This is a genomic window from Paenibacillus sp. F4, assembly GCF_002894905.1.
GTDB classification, from domain to species: Bacteria; Bacillota; Bacilli; order Paenibacillales; family Paenibacillaceae; genus Paenibacillus; species Paenibacillus polymyxa_B.
Window position 1 is genome coordinate 448,284 of sequence record NZ_POVS01000017.1, and the last position, 25,078, is coordinate 473,361.

A 25,078-nucleotide genomic window follows, 5' to 3' on the forward strand; every position below is an offset into this window, starting at 1 on the left:
CGTTTGTTGCGGATAGCTTTTTACTAAGCCATAGTAATATGGTATAGTTTGTCGTATGAAACTGAGGTGACCGACGTTGTTTGAAATGCTGATGCCCAAATTACGGGTGAATACCGTCTTTGATATTGATCTTGAAGGCTTGTATGCTCAAGGATATCGCGGCATTATTACGGATCTAGATAACACGCTGGTCGGTGCAAAAGCGCCGAATGCGACTCCCGAGCTGGTGGCCTGGTTTGAGAAGGTCAAACAGGCGGGTTTTAAGCTTGTCATCGTGTCTAACAACAATATGGACCGTGTATCCGTGTTTGCTACGCCTTTGGACATTGAATTTATACATGCCGCACGGAAGCCCTCCAACTCGTCTTTTCGTAGAGCCATCCGTATGATGGGGCTGACTCCGGAAGAGACTATCATGGTCGGGGACCAAATGTTGACGGACGTATTGGGAGGCAACCGACTGGGATTGCATACGGTGTTGGTGCTACCGATATCCATTCATGATGAAGGAGTCATGACCCGATTTAATCGGCGGTTGGAGCGAATCGCGCTCACAAGGTTACGTAAGAAAGGCTTATGGCTTGAGGAGGAAAAGAAGAATGACTGAAAGACCTGACGGCGGCACTGCCGTCAAATGTAGTGGTTGCGGTATCACCGTGCAGACCACTAGCCCGGAGCTTCCGGGATATATTCCTGAAAAATTGCTTACTCGCGAACCTGTCATCTGTCAGCGTTGCTTCCGGATCAAAAACTATAATGAGACGTCTTCAGTGACGGTGGATCAAGATGAGTTCTTGAAGCTGCTCAGTCAAATTGGTGACAAGGATGCGCTCGTCATCCACATTGTAGATATTTTTGATTTTGAAGGTAGCTTGATTTCCGGTTTGCAACGCTTTGTAGGCTCCAATCCGGTTATACTAGCTGTGAACAAGACCGATTTGCTGCCTAAGGTAACGAATTGGAACAAGGTACGTAACTGGGTACAAAAGCAAGCGAAGGAGCAAGGACTACGCACAGAAGAAATCGTACTGTGCTCAGCTAAAAAAAATCAGGGCTTTGACCGTCTGTTGGATGTGGTATCTGAGCTCCGTGGTAACCGCGATGTATATGTAGTCGGAGCGACAAATGTGGGTAAATCGACGCTTATTAACCGCTTGATTCGTGATTATAGCGATATGGAGCAGGAACTCACAACGTCCCGTTACCCGGGGACTACACTCGATATGGTGAATATTCCGCTCGACGACGGCAAGCACATTATTGATACTCCGGGTATTGTATACCCTTGGCGATTCAGTGAAATCGTCTCCCGTCAGGACTTGAGCGCTATTATGCCGGACAAGCCGCTGAAGCCTGCTGCATATCAGCTTGATGCCGGACAAACATTGTTTTTCGGCGGTATGGCCCGATTTGATTTTGTGGAGGGTCAGCACCAATCATTTACCTGCTACATTAACGGTGGTCTTAAGATACATCGCACGAAGCTGGAGCGAGCTGATCAGTTGTTCGCTGATCATGCCGGGGAATTGTTATCTCCGCCAACACGCGATCAATTGGCAGAGATGCCGGAATGGACAAGACATGAGTTCCGCGTTCCACGCAAATCTCCATCGGACATCTACATTTCCGGTTTGGGATGGATCAGGGTAAATAGCGAGAACGGAGCTCTGATTGCGGTTCATGCTCCTCGGGGAGTCCGTGTGCTTTTGCGGCCTGCGTTGATATAACGTTGCTGTAACCATGTTATAGGGCGGCAAGGAACAGGTATTGGTTCCTGCCGCCATTCATGTATTTGTGCGGCCTAATATTTTGCAATATGGGGGAGAGCAACGATGAACAGCGGGGAGTCTGAAGCGACCGAACAAGGTCTTGTACTATTGGGCGTATTGGGTGATCCGATCAAGCACTCCAAATCGCCTCTTATGCATAAAATAGCTTTACAGGCAGCGGGGATTGAAGGAGATTTTGTACCTCTTCATGTCAAACCGGATCAGCTGGAAGATGCCATGAAGGGGATTCGCGCTTTGCATTTCCGCGGAGTCAATGTGACGATTCCCCATAAAGTTGAAGTTATGAAATATCTGGATGAGATTGATGAAGGGGCCAGACTCATTGGCGCTGTCAATACGATAGTGAATGACAATGGACGTCTTAAGGGCTATAACACGGACGGAATTGGCTACGTACGTTCCCTCAAAGAAGAGACTTCTGTCGAGTTGAAGGGCGCAAGAATTGCTGTTCTTGGAGCCGGAGGGGCTGCTCGTGGCGTGATTCATGCTCTGTTGGAGGAGCAACCGGAATCGGTTATTATTTTGAACCGAACACGTGACAAAGCTGAGCAACTGGCATTAGAGTGGACGACGGAAGCGATCCCAGTGAGGGGTTATTCCAACGAAGATGCCAAGAGCGTGCTCGCCACAGTGAATGTGTTGATTAACACAACCTCGGTGGGAATGTCTCCTTTATCGGATGAACTTCCACTGGAAACGAGCTTGATTCCGGAGGGAATCATTGTGAGTGATTTGATCTACAACCCGCTGGAAACGAGACTTTTACAGGAAAGCCGTGAACAGCGCGGCTGCACTGTACATGGGGGTTTGGGCATGTTCGTGTACCAGGGGGCTGTAGCTTTTGAGTATTTTACAGGGGTTGTCCCTGCTGTAGAGCAAATGAGAGCGGCTGTGCTGAGTAGCCTGTCGTAAGTAAGATTGTACATTAAAATTATGGAAATGCTGCATTGCATATGTGGCGACGAAGGGGTTAAATATACATGTTAACAGGTAAACAAAAAAGATATTTGCGTTCAATGGCGCATCATTTGGACCCGGTTTTTCAAGTAGGCAAAAACGGTACGAATGAGCATCTTATGCGTCACATCAACGATGCGATTGAAAAGCGTGAGCTGATGAAAGTGCAAATTTTGAACAACTGTTTGGACGACAAGCATGAAATTGCGGAAGAACTGGCCGCGGAGACAGGTTCTGAGCTTGTTCAGATCATCGGGAGCACTATTATTTTGTACAAAGAATCCCGTGATCATAAGGAAATTGAGTTGCCTAGAGGATAACACGCGGGGAGAAAATTATGAAAATCGGTATTATGGGTGGTACATTTGACCCGATTCATATTGGACATCTGCTGGCTGGAGAAGCGGCAAGAGATGCCTATGGGCTGGATCAAGTATGGTTTATGCCTTCTCATATTCCTCCGCACAAGCATCAGGCGGGGGCGAGCGGTAAGGAGCGTCTGGAGATGACGAGTGAAGCGGTGGCGGGTCATCCTGCTTTTGAAGTGCTGGATATTGAAGTGCTTCGCGGGGGAGTATCCTATACCATTGACACGATCAAGGAGCTTCAGGAGTTGCATTCTGCTGTGGATTTTTATTTTATTATTGGTGCGGATATGGTGAACTACTTGCCTCATTGGCAGGGAATTGAGGAACTGGCGCAGCGAATTTGTTTTATTGGTGTTCGGCGCCCAGGGTTCCAGCTTGCGTTGGATGAGTTGCCGCATTATTTGCAGGACAAGGTGCTGCTGGCGGATATGCCGGTGGTGGATATTTCGTCGACGGATATTCGAGAGCGTGCTGCGGCAGGGCGCACTATCCGTTATCTTGTGCCTGATCGAGTGCATGACTATATTACAAGGGGCGGTTTGTATGAAGTACAGCCGTGAGCAATTAATGGAAGCCGTATCTGGTCAAATGCCTGAAAAACGCTGGAAGCACACACTAGGTGTTATGCATACCTCAGTGGAGCTTGCAAAGCGCTATGGAGCAGATCCGGATAAGGCCGAACTGGCGGCTATTTTGCATGATGTAGCGAAATATTGGCCTGTTCAGCAGATGGAAGAGGTGATTCGCAGTCATCCCGAATGTGATCAGGAGCTTTTGGAACATGACAAGCAGCTCTGGCATTCAGAGGTGGGATACTGCGTTGCAGCAAGAGATTACGGAGTGGATGATCCGGAAATAAGGAATGCGATCCGCTGGCATACGTCAGGACGCGTAGGTATGAGCCTGCTGGACAAAGTCGTGTGTCTCGCTGATTACATCGAACCGGGACGGGATTTTCCGGGGGTTGAGCATATCCGTAAACAGGCAAAGAAAAGCTTGGAGCAGGGCCTTATCGCTGGATTTGACTCCACGATTTCATTGTTGCTGGAAAAGAAAAAGGTTATTTTTCCACTGACAGTCTTGTCACGTAATGACTTGATTCAACAACTAAAACAGAGAAAAACGGAGGTTCATGAATGACCCTAACTAATGAGCAATTAATGCAAACAGCGGTTGATGCTGCAAATGATAAAAAGGCAATGAATATTGTCGCACTGGATTTGCGGGGAATATCACTAGTAGCTGATTATTTTGTCATCTGCCACGGTAATTCGGATACACAGGTACAGGCGATTGCAACAGAAATTCGCAAACGCGCTCATGATGAAGGCGTAACCATCAAAGGAATCGAAGGAATGGATTCCGCCCGTTGGGTTCTAATGGATTTGGGGGATGTCGTAGTGCATGTCTTCCATCGCGACGAGCGCGAATACTATAACATTGAACGACTCTGGTCGGATGCTAAGGTTGTGGAAAAGGTATGAGTTTGATCGCCGGTACTTATGTCACCATTATGGTGGATCGTGAGGTATCTCCTTTCGGCTACTTTCTCACTGTTGGTGAGCAGGATGTGCTGCTGCATTATACGGAGCTGACACGTGAAATTGAAGTTGGTGAACGGTTGGAGGTATTTATTTTTCACGATACAGAGGACCGCTTGGCCGCAACCATGAAAAAGCCGTTCTTGTCGTTGGGCGAAATGGCAAAGCTTGAGGTGGCCGATGTGCATCCGCGTTTGGGTTGTTTCCTAGAGATGGGATTGGGTCGTCAGCTTTTGCTGCCGATTCGTGAGTTGCCAGAAAACCGAGATTTACATCCTCGGGTGGGCGACTACGTATATGCCATTATGGAGCATGACAAGCAAGGTAGACTGCGGGCTAAGCTGGCAGGGGAACAGGAGCTTGCTCCGTTGTGCTTTCACGCCCCTGATTCGTGGCTGAATACGTGGGTGCAGGCGACTGTGTACAAGCCGCTTCAAATGGGCACATTCGTTCTGGTGGACGGAGGTGTGCTTGGTTTTGGTGCGATTGGGATGATTCACTCCTCGGAACGCAACCGGATGCTTCGCTTGGGCGAAGAGGTTAAGGTACGGGTCACACTTGTTCGCGAAGACGGTCGGGTCAATCTGGCGATGTCGCCACGCAAGGAAGTAGGCCGTGATGAGGATGCGGATCGATTGATTGCTTTTCTGAAGGAGCGTCCGGGTGGCGGCATGCCTTACTCCGACGCAACGCCGCCGGATATTATCAAGCAACGGTTTGGTATCAGTAAATCCGCCTTCAAGCGTGCGATGGGCAAGCTGATGAAGGAAGGAATGGTTACACAAAAGGAAAACTGGACCTACCTGGTGGAGAAAATGCCGAAACCGAAGGACGGGAATGGGGAATAAAAAATGGCTTCTTACCGGAAGTTTGCCTATGTGTATGATGAGCTGATGCAGGACATGCCGTACCCGGACTGGTTACGCTTTGCACGGCAGGCTTGGGATCAGTACGGTATGCCACATACGGTGGCTGAGCTGGGCTGTGGAACGGGTTCGATTACGATTCCCCTAGTTAACTCGGGCTTCGAAGTGTCTGGAATCGACTTATCCTCTGACATGCTGGCAGTAGCCCGTCGCAAAATGGAAACCACTCCCCAGGGACAGCGATTGTTTCGTGAGGGAAGCGTTCGCTGGATACAGCAGGATATGAGAGAATGGATTTTACCCGAGCCTGTGGATTCTGTAATTTCTTTTTGCGATTGTCTGAATTACTTGTTGGAGGAAGAAGATATAATTTCTACTTTTCGTAGAACGCATGCTGGTCTGAAGCCTGGCGGAACCTTCTTGTTCGATGTACATCATCCCCAGACGTTTTTACGTTATGATGAAGAGCAACCATTCGTACTGGATGATCGCTCTATCTCGTATATCTGGACATGTGCGTTGGACACTCCCCGTTGTGAAATTGAGCATCATCTTAGTATCTTTGCGAAAGCAGAACATGAAGGACGCGATCTGTATCAGCGTTTCGAGGAAATTCATGTACAGCGTGCCTATGATCCAGACTGGATGAAGGCAGAATTGTCCAAAGCGGGTTTTCGTGATGTGAAGGTATATGCGGATTTTGAATGGGTAGAAGCAGAAGATGACGCGGCGAGACTGTTTTATGTTGCTGTAAAATAGTGAAGACTCATTGAGCAAATTTAGGAAAAGAAAGACGCTTTTCATGATGACATGAAGGGCGTCTTTTTGCACTCATATATTCACTTTATAGTTCAACTGAAGCTCATCACCCGGTACACCCCGGATGCCCCAGTTCTGTTTGGGCGTTTCAAATATAGTAATCTCAAGATCCTGTGGAGCAATGCCAAAATAGTCCGTAATTCGTTGGAATAACAGGTTAATGAGTTGCTTCTTAGCTTCTGTCGTTCTGCCTTCAAAGATACTGATTTCAATAATGGTGTACGCCTCAGAGCGACCATCGGCATATATAAAGTCTTCCTGATCCATAGGAAAAAAACGATGAAACCTCTTGTCTGGAGGGTATTTGAATGCATCCACCACAGCAGAATGAATCACCTCTGAAAGTTGCTTTTTGATTGGATTTAGAGCTTCTTTTATTCCGAAAATTTTAATCTGTGCCATGTCTCAGCTCACCTTTCTTATCTCAACTCAACTCAATTTGCATCAATTTAATTCGAAGTTATTATAAAACATTCGTATGCATGTGTCATGAACAATTAGTATGAAGAGGGTCTTTAACACCAAAGATAGTCCTTATTTGACTTTTTTCGCGGTTTTCAATATAATAGTGCCATTATTAACGGTTAAACAATCGCTGATGAGGAATAGTAGCTTTGTCTGGACATGTAGAGAGCCGGCGGGTGGTGCAAGCCGGTTGACAGCGCAAAGTGAACTCGCCTCGGAGATATGCGTCCAACGCAGGAACGCCCTATACAGGTGCTTGTATCCTGTTATTAACCCGCATCGGATCACCTCCGTTATCAGGTGCAAAGGGAGTAGAACGCGAAGAACGCTTTCTGCTAACTAGGGTGGTACCACGGGAATATAACCTCTCGTCCCTAGCGCTGACACGCTACGGGATGCAGAGGTTTTTTTGTTGCATACCGTTTGAGGAGGAAAAGACAATGACAGACACACAGCCGAAGCACGGCTATCAACCGCAAAGTATTGAACCAAAATGGCAGAAATATTGGGATGAGAACAAGACGTTCCGCACCGGGGAAGAGCCGGGCAAACCGAAGTTTTATGCTTTGGATATGTTTCCGTACCCATCTGGAGCCGGCCTGCATGTAGGCCACCCAGAGGGCTACACAGCTACGGATATTGTTTCACGTTATAAAAGAATGCGCGGCTACAACGTACTGCATCCGATGGGTTGGGACGCCTTCGGTCTGCCTGCCGAGCAGCATGCGCTGGATACAGGGGAGCACCCACGCGAAATTACGGTGAAAAACGTAAATAACTTCCGCCGTCAAATCAAATCGCTCGGCTTCTCCTACGACTGGGATCGTGAAATCAGCACGACGGATCCTGATTATTACAAATGGACACAGTGGATCTTCATCCAGCTGTACAAGCGCGGCCTTGCATATGTAGCTGAAGTACCCGTGAACTGGTGCCCAGCGCTGGGAACAGTGCTGGCGAATGAAGAAGTTATTGACGGTAAGAGTGAGCGTGGCGGTCATCCGGTCGTCCGTAAACCAATGCGTCAATGGATGCTGAAAATTACGGAATACGCGGATCGTCTGCTGGATGATCTGGAGGAACTGGATTGGTCTGAGAGTATTAAGGATATGCAGCGGAACTGGATCGGTAAGTCTACCGGGGCAGAGGTTCGTTTTCCAATTGAAGGCTATGACGAGCAACTCACAGTATTTACAACCCGCCCAGATACACTGTTTGGCGCAAGCTACTGTGTGCTGGCACCAGAGCAGGAATTGGTCGATATTATCACTACGCCTGAGCAAAAGGATGCTGTACAACAGTACCGTGAACAAGCTGCTCGTAAAAGCGATCTGGAGCGTACGGATCTGGCCAAGGATAAAACAGGCGTATTCACAGGAGCTTATGCAGTGAACCCGGTGAACGGCGAAAAGCTGCCGATCTGGATTGCTGACTATGTACTGGCGGGCTACGGAACTGGAGCGATTATGGCTGTACCTGCTCACGATGCGCGTGACTGGGAATTTGCCAAGCAATTCGGATTGAATATCATTGAGGTTGTCCAAGGTGGAGATGTGGCTAATGAGCCATATACTGAGGATGGACCGCACGTCAATTCAGGCCCGCTGAATGGACTTACCAACGAGGAAGCGATTCCGAAGATGATTGAATGGCTGGAAGCCGAGGGCAAAGGACACGGCAAAGTCACCTACCGCCTGCGTGACTGGCTGTTCAGCCGTCAACGCTATTGGGGCGAGCCCATTCCGGTAATTCATCTGGAGGATGGAACGATCAAAACGGTTCCTGAGGACCAACTTCCGCTCGTACTGCCGGAGATGGACAACATCAAGCCTTCAGGTACAGGTGAATCCCCGCTGGCGAACGCAACAGATTGGGTGGAAACCATTGATCCTGAGACAGGTATGAAAGCACGCCGCGAGACGAATACAATGCCGCAATGGGCAGGAAGTTGTTGGTATTACCTGCGCTTTATTGATCCGAAAAATGACAAAGAGCTTGTATCCAAAGAAAAACAGCGTGAATGGATGCCTGTTGATTTGTATATTGGCGGAGCGGAACATGCGGTTCTTCACTTGCTGTATGCCCGTTTCTGGCATAAGGTACTGTATGATATCGGCGTAGTGGAAACGAAAGAGCCTTTTTATAAGCTGGTCAACCAGGGTATGATTTTGGGCAACAACAATGAAAAAATGAGTAAATCACGCGGTAATGTCATTAATCCTGATGATATTGTCAATACGTTTGGCGCCGATACGCTGCGTATTTATGAGATGTTTATGGGGCCGCTGGAAGCGACCAAGCCATGGAATGAGAATGGGGTAGAGGGAGCACATCGTTTTCTGTCCCGCGTATGGCGCCTGTTTGTTTCCGAGGATGGTAGCCTGAACGATAAAATTACAAATGACGGCGGTAGCGATGAGTTCAATCGTACTTGGCATAAAACGCTGAAAAAAGTAACCGAAGATCTGGATGCGCTGCGCTTCAATACAGCGATCAGTCAGCTGATGATCTTCACCAACGATGCATACAAAGCAGACCTTCTGCCGCGTGCAGCAATGGAAAACTTCGTGCAAATGCTGTCGCCGCTTGCACCCCATCTGGCTGAGGAATTGTGGCAGCTGCTGGGGCACAATGATAGCATTACCTACGCGGCTTGGCCTGCTTATGATGAAGCATGGACGGTGGACGCCGAAGTGGAAATTGTTGTGCAAGTGAATGGTAAAATTGTGCAGCGTGCAACGATTGCCAAGGATCTTGATGCTAAAGCGATGGAGGCATTCGCTGTGTCGTTGGACAATGTTCAGCAGGCACTGGCCGGCAAAACGATCCGCAAGGTAATTGCTGTTCCAGGTAAGCTGGTTAATATTGTTGCCGGTTAATCGGCTTTAAGCCGAAGGAGACATCTACCTTTTGCATGTCCTCTTCATACTTGTTGTGCGTGGCCTGTATCAGCTCGGGAAAGACGCTATGCAGGCTGATGTCCAACAATGCGAGAGCTTCGGCGGTAATACCTCCGGGAACAGCCACTCTGGCCTGTAACTCGGCTGGTGTCATCCCGCCTTCCGTGAGCAGCTTTCCAGTGCCGATGATCATTTCACCGGCCAGGGCGCATAGCTCCGTACGGTCTATACCTGTAGCTTGAACTGCGGCTTGAATCCACTGGTCCATAAAAAAGGCCAAGAAAGCAGGACCACAACTCGAAAAATCCGACGTGATCCGAGTATAAGATTCTTTAACCCGAATCGGCCTGCTGATGTGGGACATAAGCTCTTCCAGAAGGGTGCGATCCTCCTCTGTAATCCGGCTTCCATGGATGCATAGTGAGGCTCCGCTGCCCACTTGGTGGGTGATACTGGGGATAATTTTGGACACTTTGGCTTTCAGTGCATGTTCCAAAATACGAATCTGCACCGGGCTTGTGATAGATACGACGATTTGCTCTTCTGTAATGACGTTGCGTATTTCATCCGTTACGGCTTTTGATTCCAGCGGCTTCACACAGATAAACAGAACATCGCTTTCCGCTGCCGTTTCACGGTTGCTTTGGGCTGCATGCAAACCTGGATAGCGACGGGCTAGCTCGGTTACCTTGGAATGCGTTCGATTGCTTGCTGATATTTGCTGCGGCTTGAGTGCGTTAGAATTAATAAAAGACTCAATTAGCAGACTTCCCATGCTGCCAGTCCCGATAAATCCAACTTTCATTGTTCAACGTCCTCCTTTCATACTTTGCGGTATAGACGCTGTGCTGTCAGCTGTCATTCTTCTTAGTGTATGCGCCTGGTCTTGGCCGACATGACGAATTTTATGTCTGAGCATGTTAGATCGTGCCCGGGGTCGTACCACTTTTTTGTAAAAATGCTCACAGCGAGACCGTATGGAGGTTGTTTGCACCCTCCGGTTTAACGGGAATTGGACAGACTTGCTCTGTTTGATTGAGACGGTGTTTTCAGTCGGCTCAATTTCCTGAAATCCATGTGGAGTAGGGGACGATACGGAAATGAAACGTGTATGGACAGGAACAGCGATAACGCTTGCTGTAATCGGGAGTGGACTTATTTTATTTGCCGGAGGACAGCGCTCTGAGCCGCAAGAAGAGTGGACTTTACTTAACCATAAGGTGGAGCAGGCTGTGGCGATGGAGGCAGAGCCAAATGAGTCGCAGCGCAGCAGTGACTACGCCCAGATAAAGCCTGCTGTAAAAGAACCTTCAGACAAAGCTGAGCGCAGTAGGAATGCCGAAGCCGCTGACAATGTGAAACGTGATACTATGCAGATTTCTACTGGTGTATCTGCTGCTGTGAGCGAAAACTCTATTGCGGGAAATTCAAGTACCGTAAAGCAGTCAGGTGTTGCGAATCTGAGCTCAGACACAGGTATTGTTAGTTCGAGTGGTGCAACGACGAGTAGGACCTATACGGTAAGTGATTCGGTTACTACACCCGATTCCGGCGAAAAAAAGGTAAACATCAACACGGCGACTGCTGCTGAGTTAATGAAGTTACCAGGAGTTGGGGCTAAAAAAGCCGAGGCTATACTGAACTACCGTAATCAGCATGGGGCGTTCAAACGTGTGAATGATTTGGATCATGTAAAGGGAATCGGAGCTAAGATGTTGGCGAAAATGAAGCCGTATGTCAGCTTGTAACTTATATAAGATTACAATGTACAGGCTCTGAGAACGGCGGTAGCGGATATGGTTTACGTTTTAACTTGTTTATACGGGAGAGATGGAAATGAGTGCAGATGTACGCAAGGACTGGGACACCTATTTCATGGATATCGCTTATATGGTATCCACCCGTTCGCGCTGTGCGCGGCGTCATGTTGGAGCCGTACTTGTACAAGGTAAAAAGCTCTTGGGGACGGCCTATAATGGAGCACCATCCGGGGTGCCTGACTGTTCTGAGGCAGGCTGTATGATCTCAGAGGAGTATGAGGTCGTTCACCGTGATGGGCGCGAGGAAATGGTTAAGAAGCAGCGTTGTATTCGCACTATTCATGCGGAGCAGAACCTGCTACTGTTTACTGACCGAATTGATCGTGAAGGCTCTTCAGTATATGTCACCGACCAGCCATGCTGGACGTGTGCCAATATGTTGGCGAACAGCGGTATTGTGGAGATTGTATACCACAGACCTTATCCCAAAGATGCCGACAAGGTTCGTGCTATGATGGAGGAAAAGGGAATCGCCTTTCGTATGCTGAAGACCTATCATCCACCGAAAGAAACGCTGATGGATGTAATGAATTAAAAAGTAAACGAGGAAGAACCTCTGACGAATGCTCTTTTGTCAGAGGTTCTTTTTGTTTTGCTTATTTTGGACAAAAAGTAATGTTTGCTACCGGAAGGTGATTGTATTCAAGCTAATCTTGTGTTAACTAGACCTATATTGACCCTTACTGTTTGTTGGATTACAGGAAGTGCGGGAGCATGTCTGTATTCTGGGCGTATGCTTTTGTTGCTCTGGGCGGGGGTTACCCTGATCTTTCCGCTTATAGCTTTATGGATGAAAATCCCCATCCGGCATATGGTATTACTTTGGCTTGCAATCAGCGGGGGTGGATTTCATTGGTTTTGGCATGATACGCATAATGTTAGCAGTATTCCCGATGCTCTTCATGTATCGTCTTCTATGTTGGAAGACATGCCTGTTCAAGTAGCAGGGCTTATCGCTTCTGAAGTACAGGTAGATGGTGATCGAACACAGTTTGAGATGAGAGTCACCTCAATCAATCACTACGGAAGTCATTCGAAAAAGGACGAGAATCGTGCACTAATTTCTGAACAGGTCATTGTTCATATCAAGTTGGCTGCCAAGCAGGAACAGCAACTTGCGGCAGCATGGCAGCGTGGAGATGCAATCCTACTGCGTGGTACCTTGAAGGCTCCTGCAAAAGCGGGGAACTTTGGCGGCTTTGATTACAGTGAATACCTGCACACACAGGAAATCCACTGGCTTTTCAAAGGCGATGGGGCAGCCTCGCTACAGAAGCAGGAGGCTTCACTGTGGAACCGCTACACTTTGTTCAGATGGAATGATCAGCTTAGGGAGCAGCTAGGGCAGAGAATGGAATCGGCATTTACATCACTTCATCACGCAGGATATATGAAAGGACTGGTACTTGGGGTAACAGATGAGTTGGACCCAGCAACGTATAACGAGTTTACGCAGCTTGGTTTAACGCATATTTTAGCAATATCGGGCATGCATGTGGCAGTATATGCAGCTACACTATTATATTTACTCAGGCTGTTACGAGTTAGCCGCGAGACATCTCTTACAGTCGTGATGATACTCATTCCGGCTTATGTCCTGCTGACAGGTGCTTCTCCCTCTGTTGTGAGGGCAGGAATTATGGCGATGATCGGCTTGTTTGCAGCCCGACGAGGGTTGCTCAAAGACGGACTTAATATTCTAAGTATATCCGCGTTGCTCATGCTGATTTGGAATCCATATTATCTTCTTAGCGTCAGCTTTCAGCTTTCCTTTTTGGTGACAGGTGGGTTGCTCATTTATATGCCGCTTATGAAGCCGTTTTTCGCCAAATGGCCTTTCCTAATCGGCGGTGAAGTTGCGATTACAATTACGGCACAGCTTGTTTCGTTTCCAATGACGGTATTCTACTTTAATCAATTTTCGTTGTTATCATTTGCGGCCAATTTTGTGCTTGTACCCCTTATTACATATATCGTGCTTCCATTAGGTACGGTGGCGATGGGGCTTTCCTTTTTGTGGGGGGATGGGGCTCGTATTCTTGCGTGGCCGGCAGAGCAATTGAACGATTTGACCTTTTTACTAGTGAAATGGCTGAATGTGGATGATGCTTATGTGAGTATTTGGCCGTCTTCCTCCATCCTGTGGGTCATGGTGTATTACGCAGCTTTGTACAGTGTTTTGTACTGGCTCAAAACATGGCTGACATCCCGCAGGCAAACGAACGACATTACCGTCTTGAACTCTACTATTTCATCACCTATATATACAGGATTAGCAGCTTCTCCAGAGTGGGCGGCTATATTGCATACGGCTCATGAACCTAAGGGGGCAGGGAAATTTGCGAGTCGACAGTGGAATGGTTATCGTCATTTGGCACTGGCTCTAAGTGTTATCGCATGGCTTGGGATATTGTATACAGGTTACCAATCTCCTGGTGGAGGAAATACGGGAACTGTTCAATATCTAGATGCGGGCCAAGGTGACAGTATTTTAATTACAACGCCGGGCGGGAAACATATTTTGGTGGATGGCGGGGGCACAATGGACTTTGCTACAGGGAAAAATGCTTGGCGCAAACGCGCAGATCCCTATGAGGTAGGTGAAGATACGATTGTACCCTTGCTAAAGCAACGAGGTGTACATCGGCTGGACGCTGTCATTTTAACACACGGAGATCATGATCATGCAGGAGGACTACAGGCTGTGCTTGACCAGATTCCCGTATCTACCTTGTTTTTTAATGGTACCCTGACAGATAAAGCCCCATTCCGTAAGCTGTTGAACACGGCTTTAGACAAGCAGATTAAGCTGTACGGTGCACATCATAGTATGGAATGGGAGCCAGACCAGGCTACGAAAATCCGCTTTCTCTATCCGTTTACGCTACCGGAGGACGAATCTGAGCAGTTGCCTGTTATGAAGGAGCAAAATCATTACTCTGTTGCCATGATATTGGAGATGGAGGGAGCCTCTTTTTTGTTCACAGGAGATATGGATGATGCAGCAGAGTCGTCGTTGCTCTCTGAATTAACTCGTTTTTCATCAAGTGTGAAAGATAAGGGAATGGGGGCTGTCGGGAAAGCTGTAGATGTCATGAAAATAGCACATCACGGTAGCAAGTATTCCACCTCGGAAGAGTGGTTATCCTACTGGCGACCGAAAGTATCCGTTATTTCGGTCGGTGCGACCAATACTTACGGACATCCGAATGAAGCGGTATTGGAACGTTTATCGGCAGTTGATTCTGCTATATATCGAACAGATACGATGGGAGAGATACAGATTCGAGCGCAGCAAGGAAAACTGAGTGTGAGGTACCAACGCAAACAGTACAAAACAGATACTAATACAACAACATACTAAAACGGGTGCTCACTCTCAGGAGTGGGCTGTTTGCTTTGAATCCAATCTGCATGGACAGTAGCTGTAAGCTTTGATAGAATCATATGAGTAATGAAAATGAGAATCATTATTAATGGGAGGGATATTATGAGTTATTTAAATTTAGAGCATCAGCTTGTTTGTTCATCATTTCATTAATGCTGGTATTGAGTGCATGCGCTACAAGTGGGGGTGGGACTGTAACAGAAAGCGGTCAATCAACTGCTTCCAAGACCACATCAATTGGAGATGAGGCTGCCACGCGTACATATGAAAGTGATAAAGGTACAATTACTCTTCCTGAGCATCCCCAGCGTGTCGTAGTAGCAGTCGGTGATTATGTAGGTGATGTGCTAGCACTTGGTATTACACCTGTAGGGGCTCCAGATACCGTATTTAATGTTCCATATTATAAAAAATACTTGAATGGTGTTGAAAATATCGGTGACAGCTACGCGTTGTCCCTTGAAAAGGTGATCACCCTAAAGCCGGATCTGATCATTACCTATGATGAGAAAGCATATGAAAATCTGAAAAAAATAGCGCCTACTGTGTTTATTCCATATGGTAAATATCAATATAAGGATCGTCTGATGGAGCTGGGCAAAGTATTGAACAAGGAGCAGGAAGCGAAGAAATGCCTGGCTGATTTTGCAACCATGATTGCTGAGAAGAAACAGGCTTTGTCTGACGTCATTGATTCGGGTAAAAAAATCGCTATTTTTGAGATTACAGGAAAAGAATTATATCTATATGGAAAATCTTATGGACGTGGAGGAGCCATACTTTATGATGAGCTGGGACTTCATGCTCCTGAGAAGGTAGAAAAGGCAGCGTTCGAGAAGGGGTGGGCCAGCATTTCAATAGAGGCTTTACCGGAGATGCTGGGCGATGCCGATTATTTAATGTTGGGTATTCGAGGCGACGGAGCAGACCAAGGAAAAGATATTTTATCTAAAAGTGTGTGGAAGAACCTTTCTGCCGTTAAATTAGGTAAAGTATATCAATACTCAATCGACGATTTTTATTTTCAAGATCCGATTGCTCTGACTTATCAATTAGAACTCATATCGGATTTTTTGGTTTCCAAGAAGTAACAATATAATCTTGCAGCTCGATAGGCTAGCATTTAGATGTATGCAGGAGCTAAGGGAAGGTGACTACCTTCCCTTTTTCTGTTATTCTAAGGGAGGATACGCTGGGGATTTTGGGCTTTTTGGTATAATTTTTTTTGTTAAAAAAATAAAATTAGTGTCAGACGTCTATCCTGCAACAATTTGCAAAATGGATACGTCTGTAATATTGCAGGGAGAGGGGGATCCTTTGTGGTAGAGCAGGGACTCATTCGAGCCGCTCAATCGGGCGATCGCGACGCTCTCATTACCCTATTAAGAGAGATAGAACAGCATGTGTACCGTACGGCATATTACATTCTAAACAATGAGCAGGACGCCATGGATGCTTCACAAGAAGCCCTCATACGGATCTATTCCAAAATTAACTCTTATGAGGAAAAAGCGCAGTTTAAAACCTGGGTCCAACGTATTGTAACGAATATATGCATCGACAAATTCAGAAGAACGAAACCCTCGGTTTCCATTGACGAGCACGACATGATATTCAACGATCCCCAAAATGTGGAGGTCGAGGTGTTGACCTCTTACATGGCACAGGATGTTCGTGAGGCTATACAACAACTTCCGGAGCACCACCGTACGGTAATTGTCTTAAGATATTTGCAGGATTTCTCCTATAACGAGATTGCAGATTCTCTGGATTTGCCGCTAAATACGGTCAAGTCATACTTATATCGTGCAAGACAGCAATTGCAAGGGCTACTTCAGGAATATCAGAAAGGTGGTGTATCAGGATGAAGTGTGGGGAAGAGGTGATGGATTGGATGCAGCGTTATGTGGATCATGAGCTGGGCGAAGAAGAGACGTCCCAATTAATGAACCATATTGCGACTTGCCCGGACTGTGCGGAAAAATTTCTTATTCTTCAGACACTCTCTCGCGAGCTGGAGGAATTGCCTGCGGTTTCCCCGGCGTTCAGCCTGGTGGATTCCATCATGCCTCAGCTTGATGCCATTGACCGCGCACGTGAAGAACAGGGAAGTGCGCTTCAGGAAATGCAGCCTGTGACTGTAGAGCCTGGACCAGTGCCTAGACAAAGTACCCAGCCTACACCTTGGTGGAACCGAATGGCTGGGCGCGCTGCCATGGGCGTGGCTGCCGCTGCTGTTGTACTGGGGATTGTAGTATTTAACTTCGAGCCTAAAACAGTGCAGGATGCGGAAGGCATACTTACAACCCAGACGCCCGAAGTGACGAATCCGCAAAATCAGACGGAAATTACAGATACAGCCAATGGCAGTGGAGGCCGTTATGCAGCCATTGGTTCGGATTCTACACAGCAGCCGTCAGAGCAGGGGCAAGGAACGGATGCATCTCAGCTACCTGCGGATAAAGATCCTGACCTGAGCAAAGGTGCAACCAATGCAGACGATGAAAAGAACTCTTCCAAACGGGATGCTGGGAAACGTGACGATCAGCGAGCTGGGGAGGAAGATTCGACGAAATCTGCACCAGCTGAACGTTCTTCTCGTCAGGAGGAAGGGCAGGGACAGCTACGTACGGATCGTCAGGTGGCAAAGGAAAATCCGTCTGCTGCAGATGCTTCTAAATCTGAGGACAAACAGTTAAGTCAGGAAAAATCTGATCAACCCACGATTGCTCCTGATGAACAGTTGGAACCGAAAATGGAAAAAGCACCCCTTGCGGGTACGGGTACCGCTCAGGACGGTAATAACGATAGCACGAGTACGAATGATTCATCTTCGTCGCTTAGTCAGGAATTGAAGGTGCAGGAGCGGATTGCGTCAAACGAAACGTCGAAAGACACGACTTCCAAAAGCATCACTAAGGATTCGGGGAATGCCTTGGGAACGGATAGCAGCAATGCAGCTTCTAATGATCAGCAATCATCCGTGTCACAAGACCCGGTTCGTAAAGAAGGCTTTGTATCTAATTCACTGGTCTCTCCAGACAACGATAATGCTTCCAGCTATAGTGCCCAATCCGGCTCTACAGATCAGCTCAACTCGCCTGATGGTAGCTATGCGGTGGCTATTGAGGGCAAAAAGCTGAAAGTGTATAAGCTTTCCGATAACGGTGTAGACCGAACAACCCTGGAAGTCCGTACTTTAAAAGGTGCCTGGGTCAAAGGAAGCTGGTCAGAAGACAGCCAGACCTTTATGTATGAGACGGAGCAGGATGGGACAGCAAGTAAATATACGTACACCGTCCCGCGCAGCACTGGAAAATAGTTTCCGTAAGTTGACACACTTTTAAAAACAGAGAATAAACTATATGAACCGACGTCGTATCCCGACGGCCGAAAGTTTCTAGAGCTTTCTGCTGCCGTGTTGATATAGATGGTGGTGAAGGGATCCTGCCTATAGCAGGGTCCCTTCGTTTGTATCATGACTTGCCTTCCGTTCGGATGTCGGGTACGATCAGTGGGTGGGGGGAACGGAAAATGGATGTAAAAACAGCCTCTAAGGCTATTCGCAAAGGCGACATTTCGCCAGTGTATTTGCTATACGGCAGTGAAAAATATCAAATGAAGCAGTTTGTTGAGATGCTTAAAGAGAAAGTGGTGGAAGAGGAGCATCGTGACTTCGCCATCATTCCTTATGATTTAACCGAAACGCCAATAGAGGTGGTCGTGGAGGAGGCGGAAACAGCGCCTTTTCTGGTACCAAAGAAGCTGATTATTGTACGGGATACCAGTGTATTTGCAGCAGGCAAAGATAGCGGTAAGATAGAGCACCGGATTGAGACGCTGTTGACTTATATGGATAACCCGACTGACTATAGCGTCATCGTTTTTACGGTTCAGGCTGAAAAGTTGGATGAACGGAAAAAGATTGTCAAAAAACTGAAAAATGATGCTTCGGTTATTGCTTTTGCTCCAATGGGTGGAGATGATCTTGTGGCTTGGATTCATAAGCGTGCAGGAGAAAGAGAAGTGCAATTGGCTGCAGGAGCTGCTGAAAGCCTCATTCAATTCACAGGTACCGGGCTGCAATCCTTGGCTGCCGAGATAGACAAGCTCTGCTTGTACGCAGGAGCACAGGGAACGATCTCATCTGCTGATATAGAATCCCTGGTGCCTCGTAACACAGAGCAAAACGTATTTGCGATGGTTGAGGATCTGGCTAATTTGCGGCTGGATAAGGCACTCAGTATTTTCTATGAGTTGCTTAAGCAAAAAGAGGAACCGATCAAGATTGCCGCCTTGATCACGCGCCAGTTCCGTATTATGTTGCAGGTCAAAGAGCTAGCAGGTCAAAGCTATTCCCAGCAACAAATTGCGAGTCAGCTTAGTTTGCATCCTTATGGGGTGAAAGTTGCAGGAGACCAAGCGCGGAGGTTTCGCCCTGAGCAGCTGCGTCAGCTTCTCTACGAATTGGGCGAGCTGGATTATCATATGAAAACAGGTGTCGTTGACAAGGTACTGGGACTGGAAATATTTTTGATGAAAATGGGTGCGGGGGCTTCAATCTAATTCCCCCCATGTGCTGTTATAGAGTCAGCTAATGTATCGTGAAAAGCTGACTCTATAAATTAATAAAAATTATAAACTAAAAAAACCTGATCAGCCAAGGCTGGTCAGGTTTTTTTCATTAACGTATAAAGTAGCTCTTGCTTACGCTTGAGCTGTAAGAGCGTTAAGTTTTTTCGCCAAGCGGGATTTCTTGCGAGCAGCTGCATTTTTGTGGATCAGACCTTTAGTTACAGCCTTGTCCAGCTTTTGGGAAGCTACTTTGAAAGCAGCAGCAGCAGTTTCAGCTTCGTTACCTACCAACGCTGTATCGGCAGCTTTTACTGCTGTACGAAGCGCAGATTTTTGGGAAGCGTTCAACGCACGGCGTTTGTCGCTAGTTTTAACGCGTTTGATAGCGGATTTGATGTTTGGCATTACATTCACCTCCTGTAAAGGCATTACTTATGAACACAAACGTTTCACAACTTAAAATATTTTAGCATGCCACACCTCAAATTGCAATAAGAAAACATTCTGAGGCGATGCAAATTACAGGATGAAAATGGATGTGCATAAACCTGTTGGGTGTCTCGCACACTATAGTCAAAGATGGTATCCAAGGAGGCTTAAAAGATGGATCTGGATTTGCAGAAGTATGCGGTACGCACGGATTTGGCATTAGAGGCAAGAGAACTGGCCGAACGGGATCAGCCTGTACCTCTGGCGGGCATAAGTGAGAATGTGGAGGAAGATAACGGAATCAAAATCACACGGCTGGATGTACTGAATGAAGAAGGAGCCAACCGTATTGGGCGGGTACAAGGACATTACGTCACGCTAGAAGTACCCGGCCTGCGTGAAGGCGACACGGGGCTCCAGCAACGTGTCGCTATTGCATTTGCAAAAGAAATGGAGCATTTTATACAAAAAATAGGAATCTCTAATACGGCAAAGGTACTGGTGGTAGGTCTGGGCAACTGGAACGTCACTCCCGATTCGCTGGGTCCGCTTGTCGTTGAAAATTTAATGGTGACTCGTCAATTTTTTGAACTGACACCTGATCAAATCAACCCGGGCTATCGAGATGTGAGCGCAATTGCACCGGGCGTTCTGGGTATTACGGGGATCGAGTCCAGTGAAATTGTTCAAGGCATCGTGGATCGCACAAAGCCAGAACTGATTATTGCCATTGACGCTCTGGCGTCACGTTCACTGGAGCGCGTCAACACGACCATTCAGGTGGCCGATATCGGGATACATCCAGGTTCAGGTATTGGCAACAAGCGGCGCGGTATCACCAAGGATATTATGGGCGTTCCGTGTATCGCTATCGGCGTACCGACGGTATGCTACGCTTCGACCATTGTCAATAACGTAATTGAACTGATGAAAACACATTTTACCAAAGAAAAGGCTTCTACAAAAGCAATCCTGGGGATGTTGGACGATATTTCAGAACCTGAGAGACTTGGGCTGGTGAGAGAGGTCCTACAACCGCTGGGGCATGATCTGATTGTGACTCCTAAAGAGATCGATGAATTTATTGAAGATATCGCGAACATCATTGCTACTGGGTTGAACGCTGCTCTGCACGAAGCTGTTGATCCTGGCAATGTCGCCGCCTATACGCATTAATCAAGGGTTGGTACAATCGTATTTCGATACACGAAAGTCTCTATTTAACAGGAATCTAATCTCTTTCAAAAAGGGAGGTGATATACCTGTGATAGAGATTTTTTGTGTTCTAGTAATTGTTCTCCGTTCATAGAGTTGAAGTATAAGAGATTTCCGCAGCAGATAGGAACCCTATGTTCCAAATATAAAGCGGGTTTCGACGGGACGAAGGAGGACAAGGCTCACATGAAAAAAATTCAGACCTGGAACGTCGGAAGATGGAGAAGAAAAGGTATCGAAATTTTGGCGATGGGACATACGCTTGTGCTGCTGATCATGGGCTCGGCGCTTTTATTTGTCGTTTTGGGGCTAGGAGGGTTGGCAGAAAATCGTTTACAAACCTCTCCTGTTTCTTCCATGAAAGGATTGGCAGGTTCGGTGTCCAGCGGTTTTTTCGCGGATATGCTAGGTATGGAAGTACCTCATTTGGCACAAAAGAAGCAGCAATCTTCGTTGTCGGGTGAACAATGGTCGCCTTTTGTTTTTCAGATGCTTACAGGTATTAATCCGCAGGATCCCAAAAGTCTCATTTCTCGTGAGATTCCTGGCATGTCTGCAGGAGCACCTGTCTTGCTGCGCAAGGGTTCGGGGAACACCAAAGTAGAGGGTCCTACGGATTATCAGCCCGATCAGGGAACGACGGATGCCCCTGGTGGCTTAGATGCATCTGAGAACCCACCGACTACTACACCGGATATTCCGACAACACCGCAAACAGATCCGGCACGTGAGGATCATCCAGGTGATACGGCCAAAGGGGACAAGCGTATATTAATCTACCATTCTCATCCCAGAGAAGCATATAACCCACTACTCAGCAAAACCAGTTCCAACCCCAATTCAGGTTCTAAATCAGCCAATGTGTCAAGGGTAGGGGACTTCGTAAAGAAGAGGCTGGAAAAGCAAGGGATATCCACACTGCATGTAAACAAGGATTATGCCACTACAGTTCAAAATTACAATTGGAACTATTCCTATAAATATTCACGCGAAACAGTCAAGGAAGCTTTAGCTGGAAATAAAGGTTTAACTTATTTGCTTGATATCCATCGAGATTCACAACGTCACGGAAAAACAACAGCAACCATTAATGGGCTCTCTTATGCCAAGGTGTATTTTATTATCGGACATGACAACAAAAATTGGCGCGAAAATGAAGCTTTTGCTGCTCGTATTCATGAAAAGCTGGAAAAATCGTATCACGGCGTATCACGTGGTGTATGGGGGAAAGATGGTGGCAAAGGCAATAACGGTGAGTACAATCAAAGCTTGTCTTCCCACAGTATTTTGATCGAAATCGGGGGTATTGACAACACCGAGGAGGAGTTGAAACGTACCTCGGACGTTTTGGCGGACATGATCGGTGAAGTGTATTGGGAGGATCAGAAAGCTCAGAAAGCGGGCACTAACGTATCGGATACAAAAAAGAGCAACAGTGGCAATTAAATGAGGTAGCGGTAAGGGGGAAAGGTAATGTCTGGACATTTTCGTAAGAAAGCACTTGGATTTGTACTGCTCATGGGGGCAGGTATTCTACTCGGTATGCAACTTGCAGGATCTGGCCTGCGTTCAGTGTATGGACCGGAATGGAACGGGGATACGATTCAATCGGTAAATCAACAGAAAGTCGGATATGAACAGATGGTTATTGAGGATACACCCGCAGCTAACACTCGTGCATATAGCGGTACGTATAGCACTAGTGGAAATGTTAAGGTTGAGCCGACAACGGGAGCGGGTATAAACGAAGCTAGTGGAAGGGAAGAAAATGAGGAACAGACGGAGCTCGGGGCATCCAGGTGGTATTCGACGACTGCGCAGCATGTCAATACTCAGGGCCTGGAGACACCGCGTGAACTGCTAGCCGTCAAGGAACAGCAAGCCTCGGTGGATACCATGGCGGACAAAACAGCTGGGCTGCTTCAAAACCTGTCGAGACAGGGCATTCGATGGGTCGTATCTGTATTTGATGGAGTAACAGAATAGAAATATTGCTGACCCCTCTTACAACTGCTATAATAAGCTGATTGACACTAGGCATTGTGTGGGGGTAAGGCATGACTGACATTTTGGCAAGACAACGTAAAATTCGGAACTTTAGTATCATTGCACATATAGACCATGGTAAATCCACGCTGGCTGACCGGATTTTAGAATATACCGGTGCACTCACTTCTCGTGAAATGCAGGAGCAAGTGCTTGACCAGATGGAACTGGAACGGGAGCGCGGAATTACGATCAAGCTCCAGGCAGTGCGACTCACTTATAAGGCCGATGACGGCGAAGAGTACATTTTGAATTTGATTGATACACCGGGACACGTCGATTTTACGTATGAGGTATCCCGTAGTTTGGCAGCCTGTGAAGGTGCTTTGCTGGTAGTAGACGCCGCGCAGGGAATCGAGGCACAGACGTTGGCTAACGTATATTTGGCGTTGGACAACAATCTGGAGATTTTGCCGGTGCTTAACAAGATTGATTTGCCAAGTGCTGATCCTGAGCGGGTAAAACAGGAAATCGAGGATGTTATCGGCTTGGATACAAGCGAGACCGTACATGCTTCAGCCAAAGCTGGAATCGGTATCAAGGAAATTTTGGAGCAGGTAGTCAGAAGTGTGCCTGCTCCACAAGGTAATCCGGATAATCCGCTGAAGGCACTCATTTTCGATTCGCACTATGATCCTTATAAAGGCGTTATCGTATATGTTCGCGTCGTGGATGGTAGTATCCGAGCCGGTTCGAAAATTAAAATGATGGCGACTGACAAAACGTTTGAAGTTATTGAAGTTGGTGCTTTTATGCCGCGTATGAACATCGTGGACGAGCTGAATATCGGTGATGTTGGCTTTATCGTTGCCGGTATCAAGCATGTGGGTGATACGCGTGTCGGGGATACGGTGACAGATGCAAAAAATCCAACATTAGAACCGATGCCAGGTTATCGCAAAATAAATCCGATGGTTTATTGCGGTCTGTATCCAATCGAAACATCGGAGTATAACGATCTGCGTGAGGCGCTTGAAAAGCTACAGTTGAACGATGCTTCGCTCAGTTTTGAGCCGGAAACATCAAGCGCGTTGGGTTTTGGCTTCCGTTGCGGATTCCTTGGTCTGCTTCATATGGACGTTATCCAGGAGCGGATTGAACGTGAATTTAACATTCCGCTGATTACAACGGCACCAAGTGTTATTTACCGCATAAAGTTGACGAATGGGGAAACGATCCAGATCGACAATCCATCGAATTATCCGGAAATCGGACGGATTGAACATGTGGAAGAGCCCTATGTAAAAGCAGGTATTATCGTCCCTAATGATTACGTAGGTACGGTGATGGAGCTTTGTCAAACCAAGCGTGGGGAATACGTAAATATGGAATACCTGGATACGACACGGGTAACCATTACGTATCAAATTCCGCTGTCTGAAATCGTATATGATTTCTTCGATCAGCTTAAATCAAGTACCAAAGGCTATGCTTCCTTTGATTATGAGATTTCAGGCTATCGCCAGTCCAACCTGGTGAAAATGGATATTTTGTTGAATGGCGAGCAGGTCGATGCGCTGTCGTTCATCGTGCATAGAGATCGGGCTTATCATCGCGGACGTATTATCTGTGAGAAGCTGCGCGAGCTAATCCCGCGTCAAATGTTCGAGGTGCCGATCCAGGCATCTGTGGGAACAAAGGTTGTGGCGCGTGAAACCGTTAAGGCGATGCGTAAAAACGTCTTGGCCAAATGCTACGGCGGCGATATTTCTCGTAAACGGAAGCTGCTTGAAAAGCAAAAAGAGGGCAAGAAGCGTATGAAGCAGGTCGGTAACGTAGAAGTACCACAGGAAGCATTTATGGCGGTACTGAAAATAGATGAGTAAAGCTGCTTGAATCAGCAGCTCAGTGTTGAATTCGATACATCAGAATTGTGTATATGAATTGAATACACATAAG

Annotated in this window: 25 protein-coding genes and 1 other annotated feature; of the genes, 22 read left to right on the forward strand and 3 right to left on the reverse strand. The window is 47.1% G+C overall.

Going from position 1 to position 25,078, the window contains the following annotated elements:
- The first annotated feature begins 76 nt into the window (after positions 1-76).
- The 9 genes from C1T21_RS20720 (at position 77) to C1T21_RS20760 (ending at position 6,281) form a co-directional block, all read left to right on the forward strand.
- Positions 77-607 carry a YqeG family HAD IIIA-type phosphatase gene (locus C1T21_RS20720; RefSeq protein ID WP_013311200.1) on the forward strand — a complete coding sequence of 177 codons (531 nt, stop codon included), beginning with the start codon at positions 77-79 and terminating at the stop codon, positions 605-607.
- On the forward strand, positions 600-1,727 hold the full coding sequence (gene yqeH / locus C1T21_RS20725; RefSeq protein WP_039272319.1) for a ribosome biogenesis GTPase YqeH: 1,128 nt from the start codon (positions 600-602) through the stop codon (positions 1,725-1,727). The genes C1T21_RS20720 and yqeH overlap by 8 nt, the downstream gene beginning before the upstream one ends.
- Positions 1,728-1,832: 105 nt before the next feature.
- Complete coding sequence (aroE, locus tag C1T21_RS20730) at positions 1,833-2,702, forward strand: shikimate dehydrogenase (protein ID WP_103049579.1); 870 nt, start codon at positions 1,833-1,835, stop codon at positions 2,700-2,702.
- Positions 2,703-2,770: 68 nt separating this feature from the next.
- Complete coding sequence (yhbY, locus tag C1T21_RS20735) at positions 2,771-3,067, forward strand: ribosome assembly RNA-binding protein YhbY (RefSeq protein ID WP_013311197.1); 297 nt, start codon at positions 2,771-2,773, stop codon at positions 3,065-3,067.
- Positions 3,068-3,084: 17 nt separating this feature from the next.
- On the forward strand, positions 3,085-3,675 hold the full coding sequence (gene nadD / locus C1T21_RS20740) for a nicotinate-nucleotide adenylyltransferase (protein ID WP_103049580.1): 591 nt from the start codon (positions 3,085-3,087) through the stop codon (positions 3,673-3,675).
- A complete protein-coding gene (gene yqeK / locus C1T21_RS20745; protein ID WP_039272316.1) occupies positions 3,659-4,255 on the forward strand; it encodes a bis(5'-nucleosyl)-tetraphosphatase (symmetrical) YqeK in 597 nt (198 codons plus the stop codon). Before nadD ends, yqeK begins: the two co-directional genes overlap by 17 nt.
- Entirely contained in the window at positions 4,252-4,599 is a 348-nt protein-coding gene (gene rsfS, locus C1T21_RS20750) for a ribosome silencing factor (RefSeq protein WP_013311194.1), read from the forward strand. The genes yqeK and rsfS overlap by 4 nt, the downstream gene beginning before the upstream one ends.
- On the forward strand, positions 4,596-5,504 hold the full coding sequence (locus tag C1T21_RS20755; RefSeq protein ID WP_029515375.1) for a CvfB family protein: 909 nt from the start codon (positions 4,596-4,598) through the stop codon (positions 5,502-5,504). Before rsfS ends, C1T21_RS20755 begins: the two co-directional genes overlap by 4 nt.
- 3 nt (positions 5,505-5,507) lie before the next feature.
- A complete protein-coding gene (locus C1T21_RS20760) occupies positions 5,508-6,281 on the forward strand; it encodes a class I SAM-dependent DNA methyltransferase (RefSeq protein ID WP_103049581.1) in 774 nt (257 codons plus the stop codon).
- A gap of 72 nt (positions 6,282-6,353) precedes the next feature.
- On the opposite strand, the gene C1T21_RS20765 is transcribed toward C1T21_RS20760, so the two are convergent.
- Positions 6,354-6,743, reverse strand: a complete 390-nt coding sequence (locus C1T21_RS20765; RefSeq protein WP_103049582.1) for a tautomerase family protein — start codon at positions 6,741-6,743, stop codon at positions 6,354-6,356.
- A 184-nt stretch (positions 6,744-6,927) separates the two neighbouring features.
- Positions 6,928-7,185: a binding site (T-box leader), on the forward strand.
- A gap of 61 nt (positions 7,186-7,246) precedes the next feature.
- On the opposite strand from C1T21_RS20765, the gene leuS reads away from it, so the two are divergent.
- Complete coding sequence (gene leuS, locus C1T21_RS20770) at positions 7,247-9,685, forward strand: leucine--tRNA ligase (protein ID WP_103049583.1); 2,439 nt, start codon at positions 7,247-7,249, stop codon at positions 9,683-9,685.
- On the opposite strand, the gene comER is transcribed toward leuS, so the two are convergent.
- Positions 9,666-10,511 carry a late competence protein ComER gene (gene comER / locus C1T21_RS20775; protein ID WP_028540440.1) on the reverse strand — a complete coding sequence of 282 codons (846 nt, stop codon included), beginning with the start codon at positions 10,509-10,511 and terminating at the stop codon, positions 9,666-9,668. The two genes, leuS and comER, sit on opposite strands and share 20 nt — an antisense overlap.
- 295 nt (positions 10,512-10,806) lie before the next feature.
- On the opposite strand from comER, the gene C1T21_RS20780 reads away from it, so the two are divergent.
- From C1T21_RS20780 to holA, 8 genes are all read left to right on the forward strand, one after another.
- On the forward strand, positions 10,807-11,454 hold the full coding sequence (locus tag C1T21_RS20780; RefSeq protein ID WP_103049584.1) for a ComEA family DNA-binding protein: 648 nt from the start codon (positions 10,807-10,809) through the stop codon (positions 11,452-11,454).
- An 88-nt stretch (positions 11,455-11,542) separates the two neighbouring features.
- A complete protein-coding gene (locus C1T21_RS20785) occupies positions 11,543-12,061 on the forward strand; it encodes a deoxycytidylate deaminase (RefSeq protein WP_025723414.1) in 519 nt (172 codons plus the stop codon).
- A gap of 179 nt (positions 12,062-12,240) precedes the next feature.
- On the forward strand, positions 12,241-12,393 hold the full coding sequence (locus tag C1T21_RS28170; RefSeq protein WP_223822149.1) for a hypothetical protein: 153 nt from the start codon (positions 12,241-12,243) through the stop codon (positions 12,391-12,393).
- Positions 12,323-14,890, forward strand: coding sequence for a DNA internalization-related competence protein ComEC/Rec2 (locus C1T21_RS20790; protein WP_258012590.1), 2,568 nt, complete (start codon positions 12,323-12,325; stop codon positions 14,888-14,890). The genes C1T21_RS28170 and C1T21_RS20790 overlap by 71 nt, the downstream gene beginning before the upstream one ends.
- A 158-nt stretch (positions 14,891-15,048) precedes the next feature.
- Positions 15,049-16,005 (forward strand): iron-hydroxamate ABC transporter substrate-binding protein, encoded by a 957-nt coding sequence (locus C1T21_RS20795; protein ID WP_258012572.1) that lies wholly within the window; start codon positions 15,049-15,051, stop codon positions 16,003-16,005.
- 228 nt (positions 16,006-16,233) lie between these two features.
- On the forward strand, positions 16,234-16,782 hold the full coding sequence (locus C1T21_RS20805) for an RNA polymerase sigma factor (protein ID WP_013311184.1): 549 nt from the start codon (positions 16,234-16,236) through the stop codon (positions 16,780-16,782).
- A complete protein-coding gene (locus C1T21_RS20810) occupies positions 16,779-18,236 on the forward strand; it encodes an anti-sigma factor (RefSeq protein ID WP_103049586.1) in 1,458 nt (485 codons plus the stop codon). Before C1T21_RS20805 ends, C1T21_RS20810 begins: the two co-directional genes overlap by 4 nt.
- 212 nt (positions 18,237-18,448) lie before the next feature.
- On the forward strand, positions 18,449-19,480 hold the full coding sequence (holA, locus tag C1T21_RS20815; protein WP_103049587.1) for a DNA polymerase III subunit delta: 1,032 nt from the start codon (positions 18,449-18,451) through the stop codon (positions 19,478-19,480).
- A gap of 141 nt (positions 19,481-19,621) precedes the next feature.
- Here the strand turns inward: holA and rpsT are convergent, their stop codons facing one another.
- Positions 19,622-19,894: a 30S ribosomal protein S20 gene (gene rpsT, locus C1T21_RS20820; protein WP_013311181.1), complete on the reverse strand. Its 273-nt coding sequence runs from the start codon at positions 19,892-19,894 to the stop codon at positions 19,622-19,624.
- 198 nt (positions 19,895-20,092) lie between these two features.
- Between rpsT and gpr the strand changes: the two genes are divergently transcribed.
- The 4 genes from gpr (at position 20,093) to lepA (ending at position 25,005) form a co-directional block, all read left to right on the forward strand.
- Positions 20,093-21,094: a GPR endopeptidase gene (gene gpr, locus C1T21_RS20825; protein ID WP_039272306.1), complete on the forward strand. Its 1,002-nt coding sequence runs from the start codon at positions 20,093-20,095 to the stop codon at positions 21,092-21,094.
- A 225-nt stretch (positions 21,095-21,319) separates the two neighbouring features.
- A complete protein-coding gene (locus tag C1T21_RS20830) occupies positions 21,320-22,579 on the forward strand; it encodes a stage II sporulation protein P (protein ID WP_103049588.1) in 1,260 nt (419 codons plus the stop codon).
- Between the two features lie 27 nt (positions 22,580-22,606).
- A complete protein-coding gene (locus C1T21_RS20835; RefSeq protein ID WP_103049589.1) occupies positions 22,607-23,119 on the forward strand; it encodes a hypothetical protein in 513 nt (170 codons plus the stop codon).
- Between the two features lie 71 nt (positions 23,120-23,190).
- The gene (lepA, locus tag C1T21_RS20840) at positions 23,191-25,005 is read left to right on the forward strand and encodes a translation elongation factor 4 (RefSeq protein ID WP_029515362.1); all 1,815 of its coding nucleotides are present in this window, start codon (positions 23,191-23,193) and stop codon (positions 25,003-25,005) included.
- The last annotated feature ends 73 nt before the right edge of the window (positions 25,006-25,078 follow it).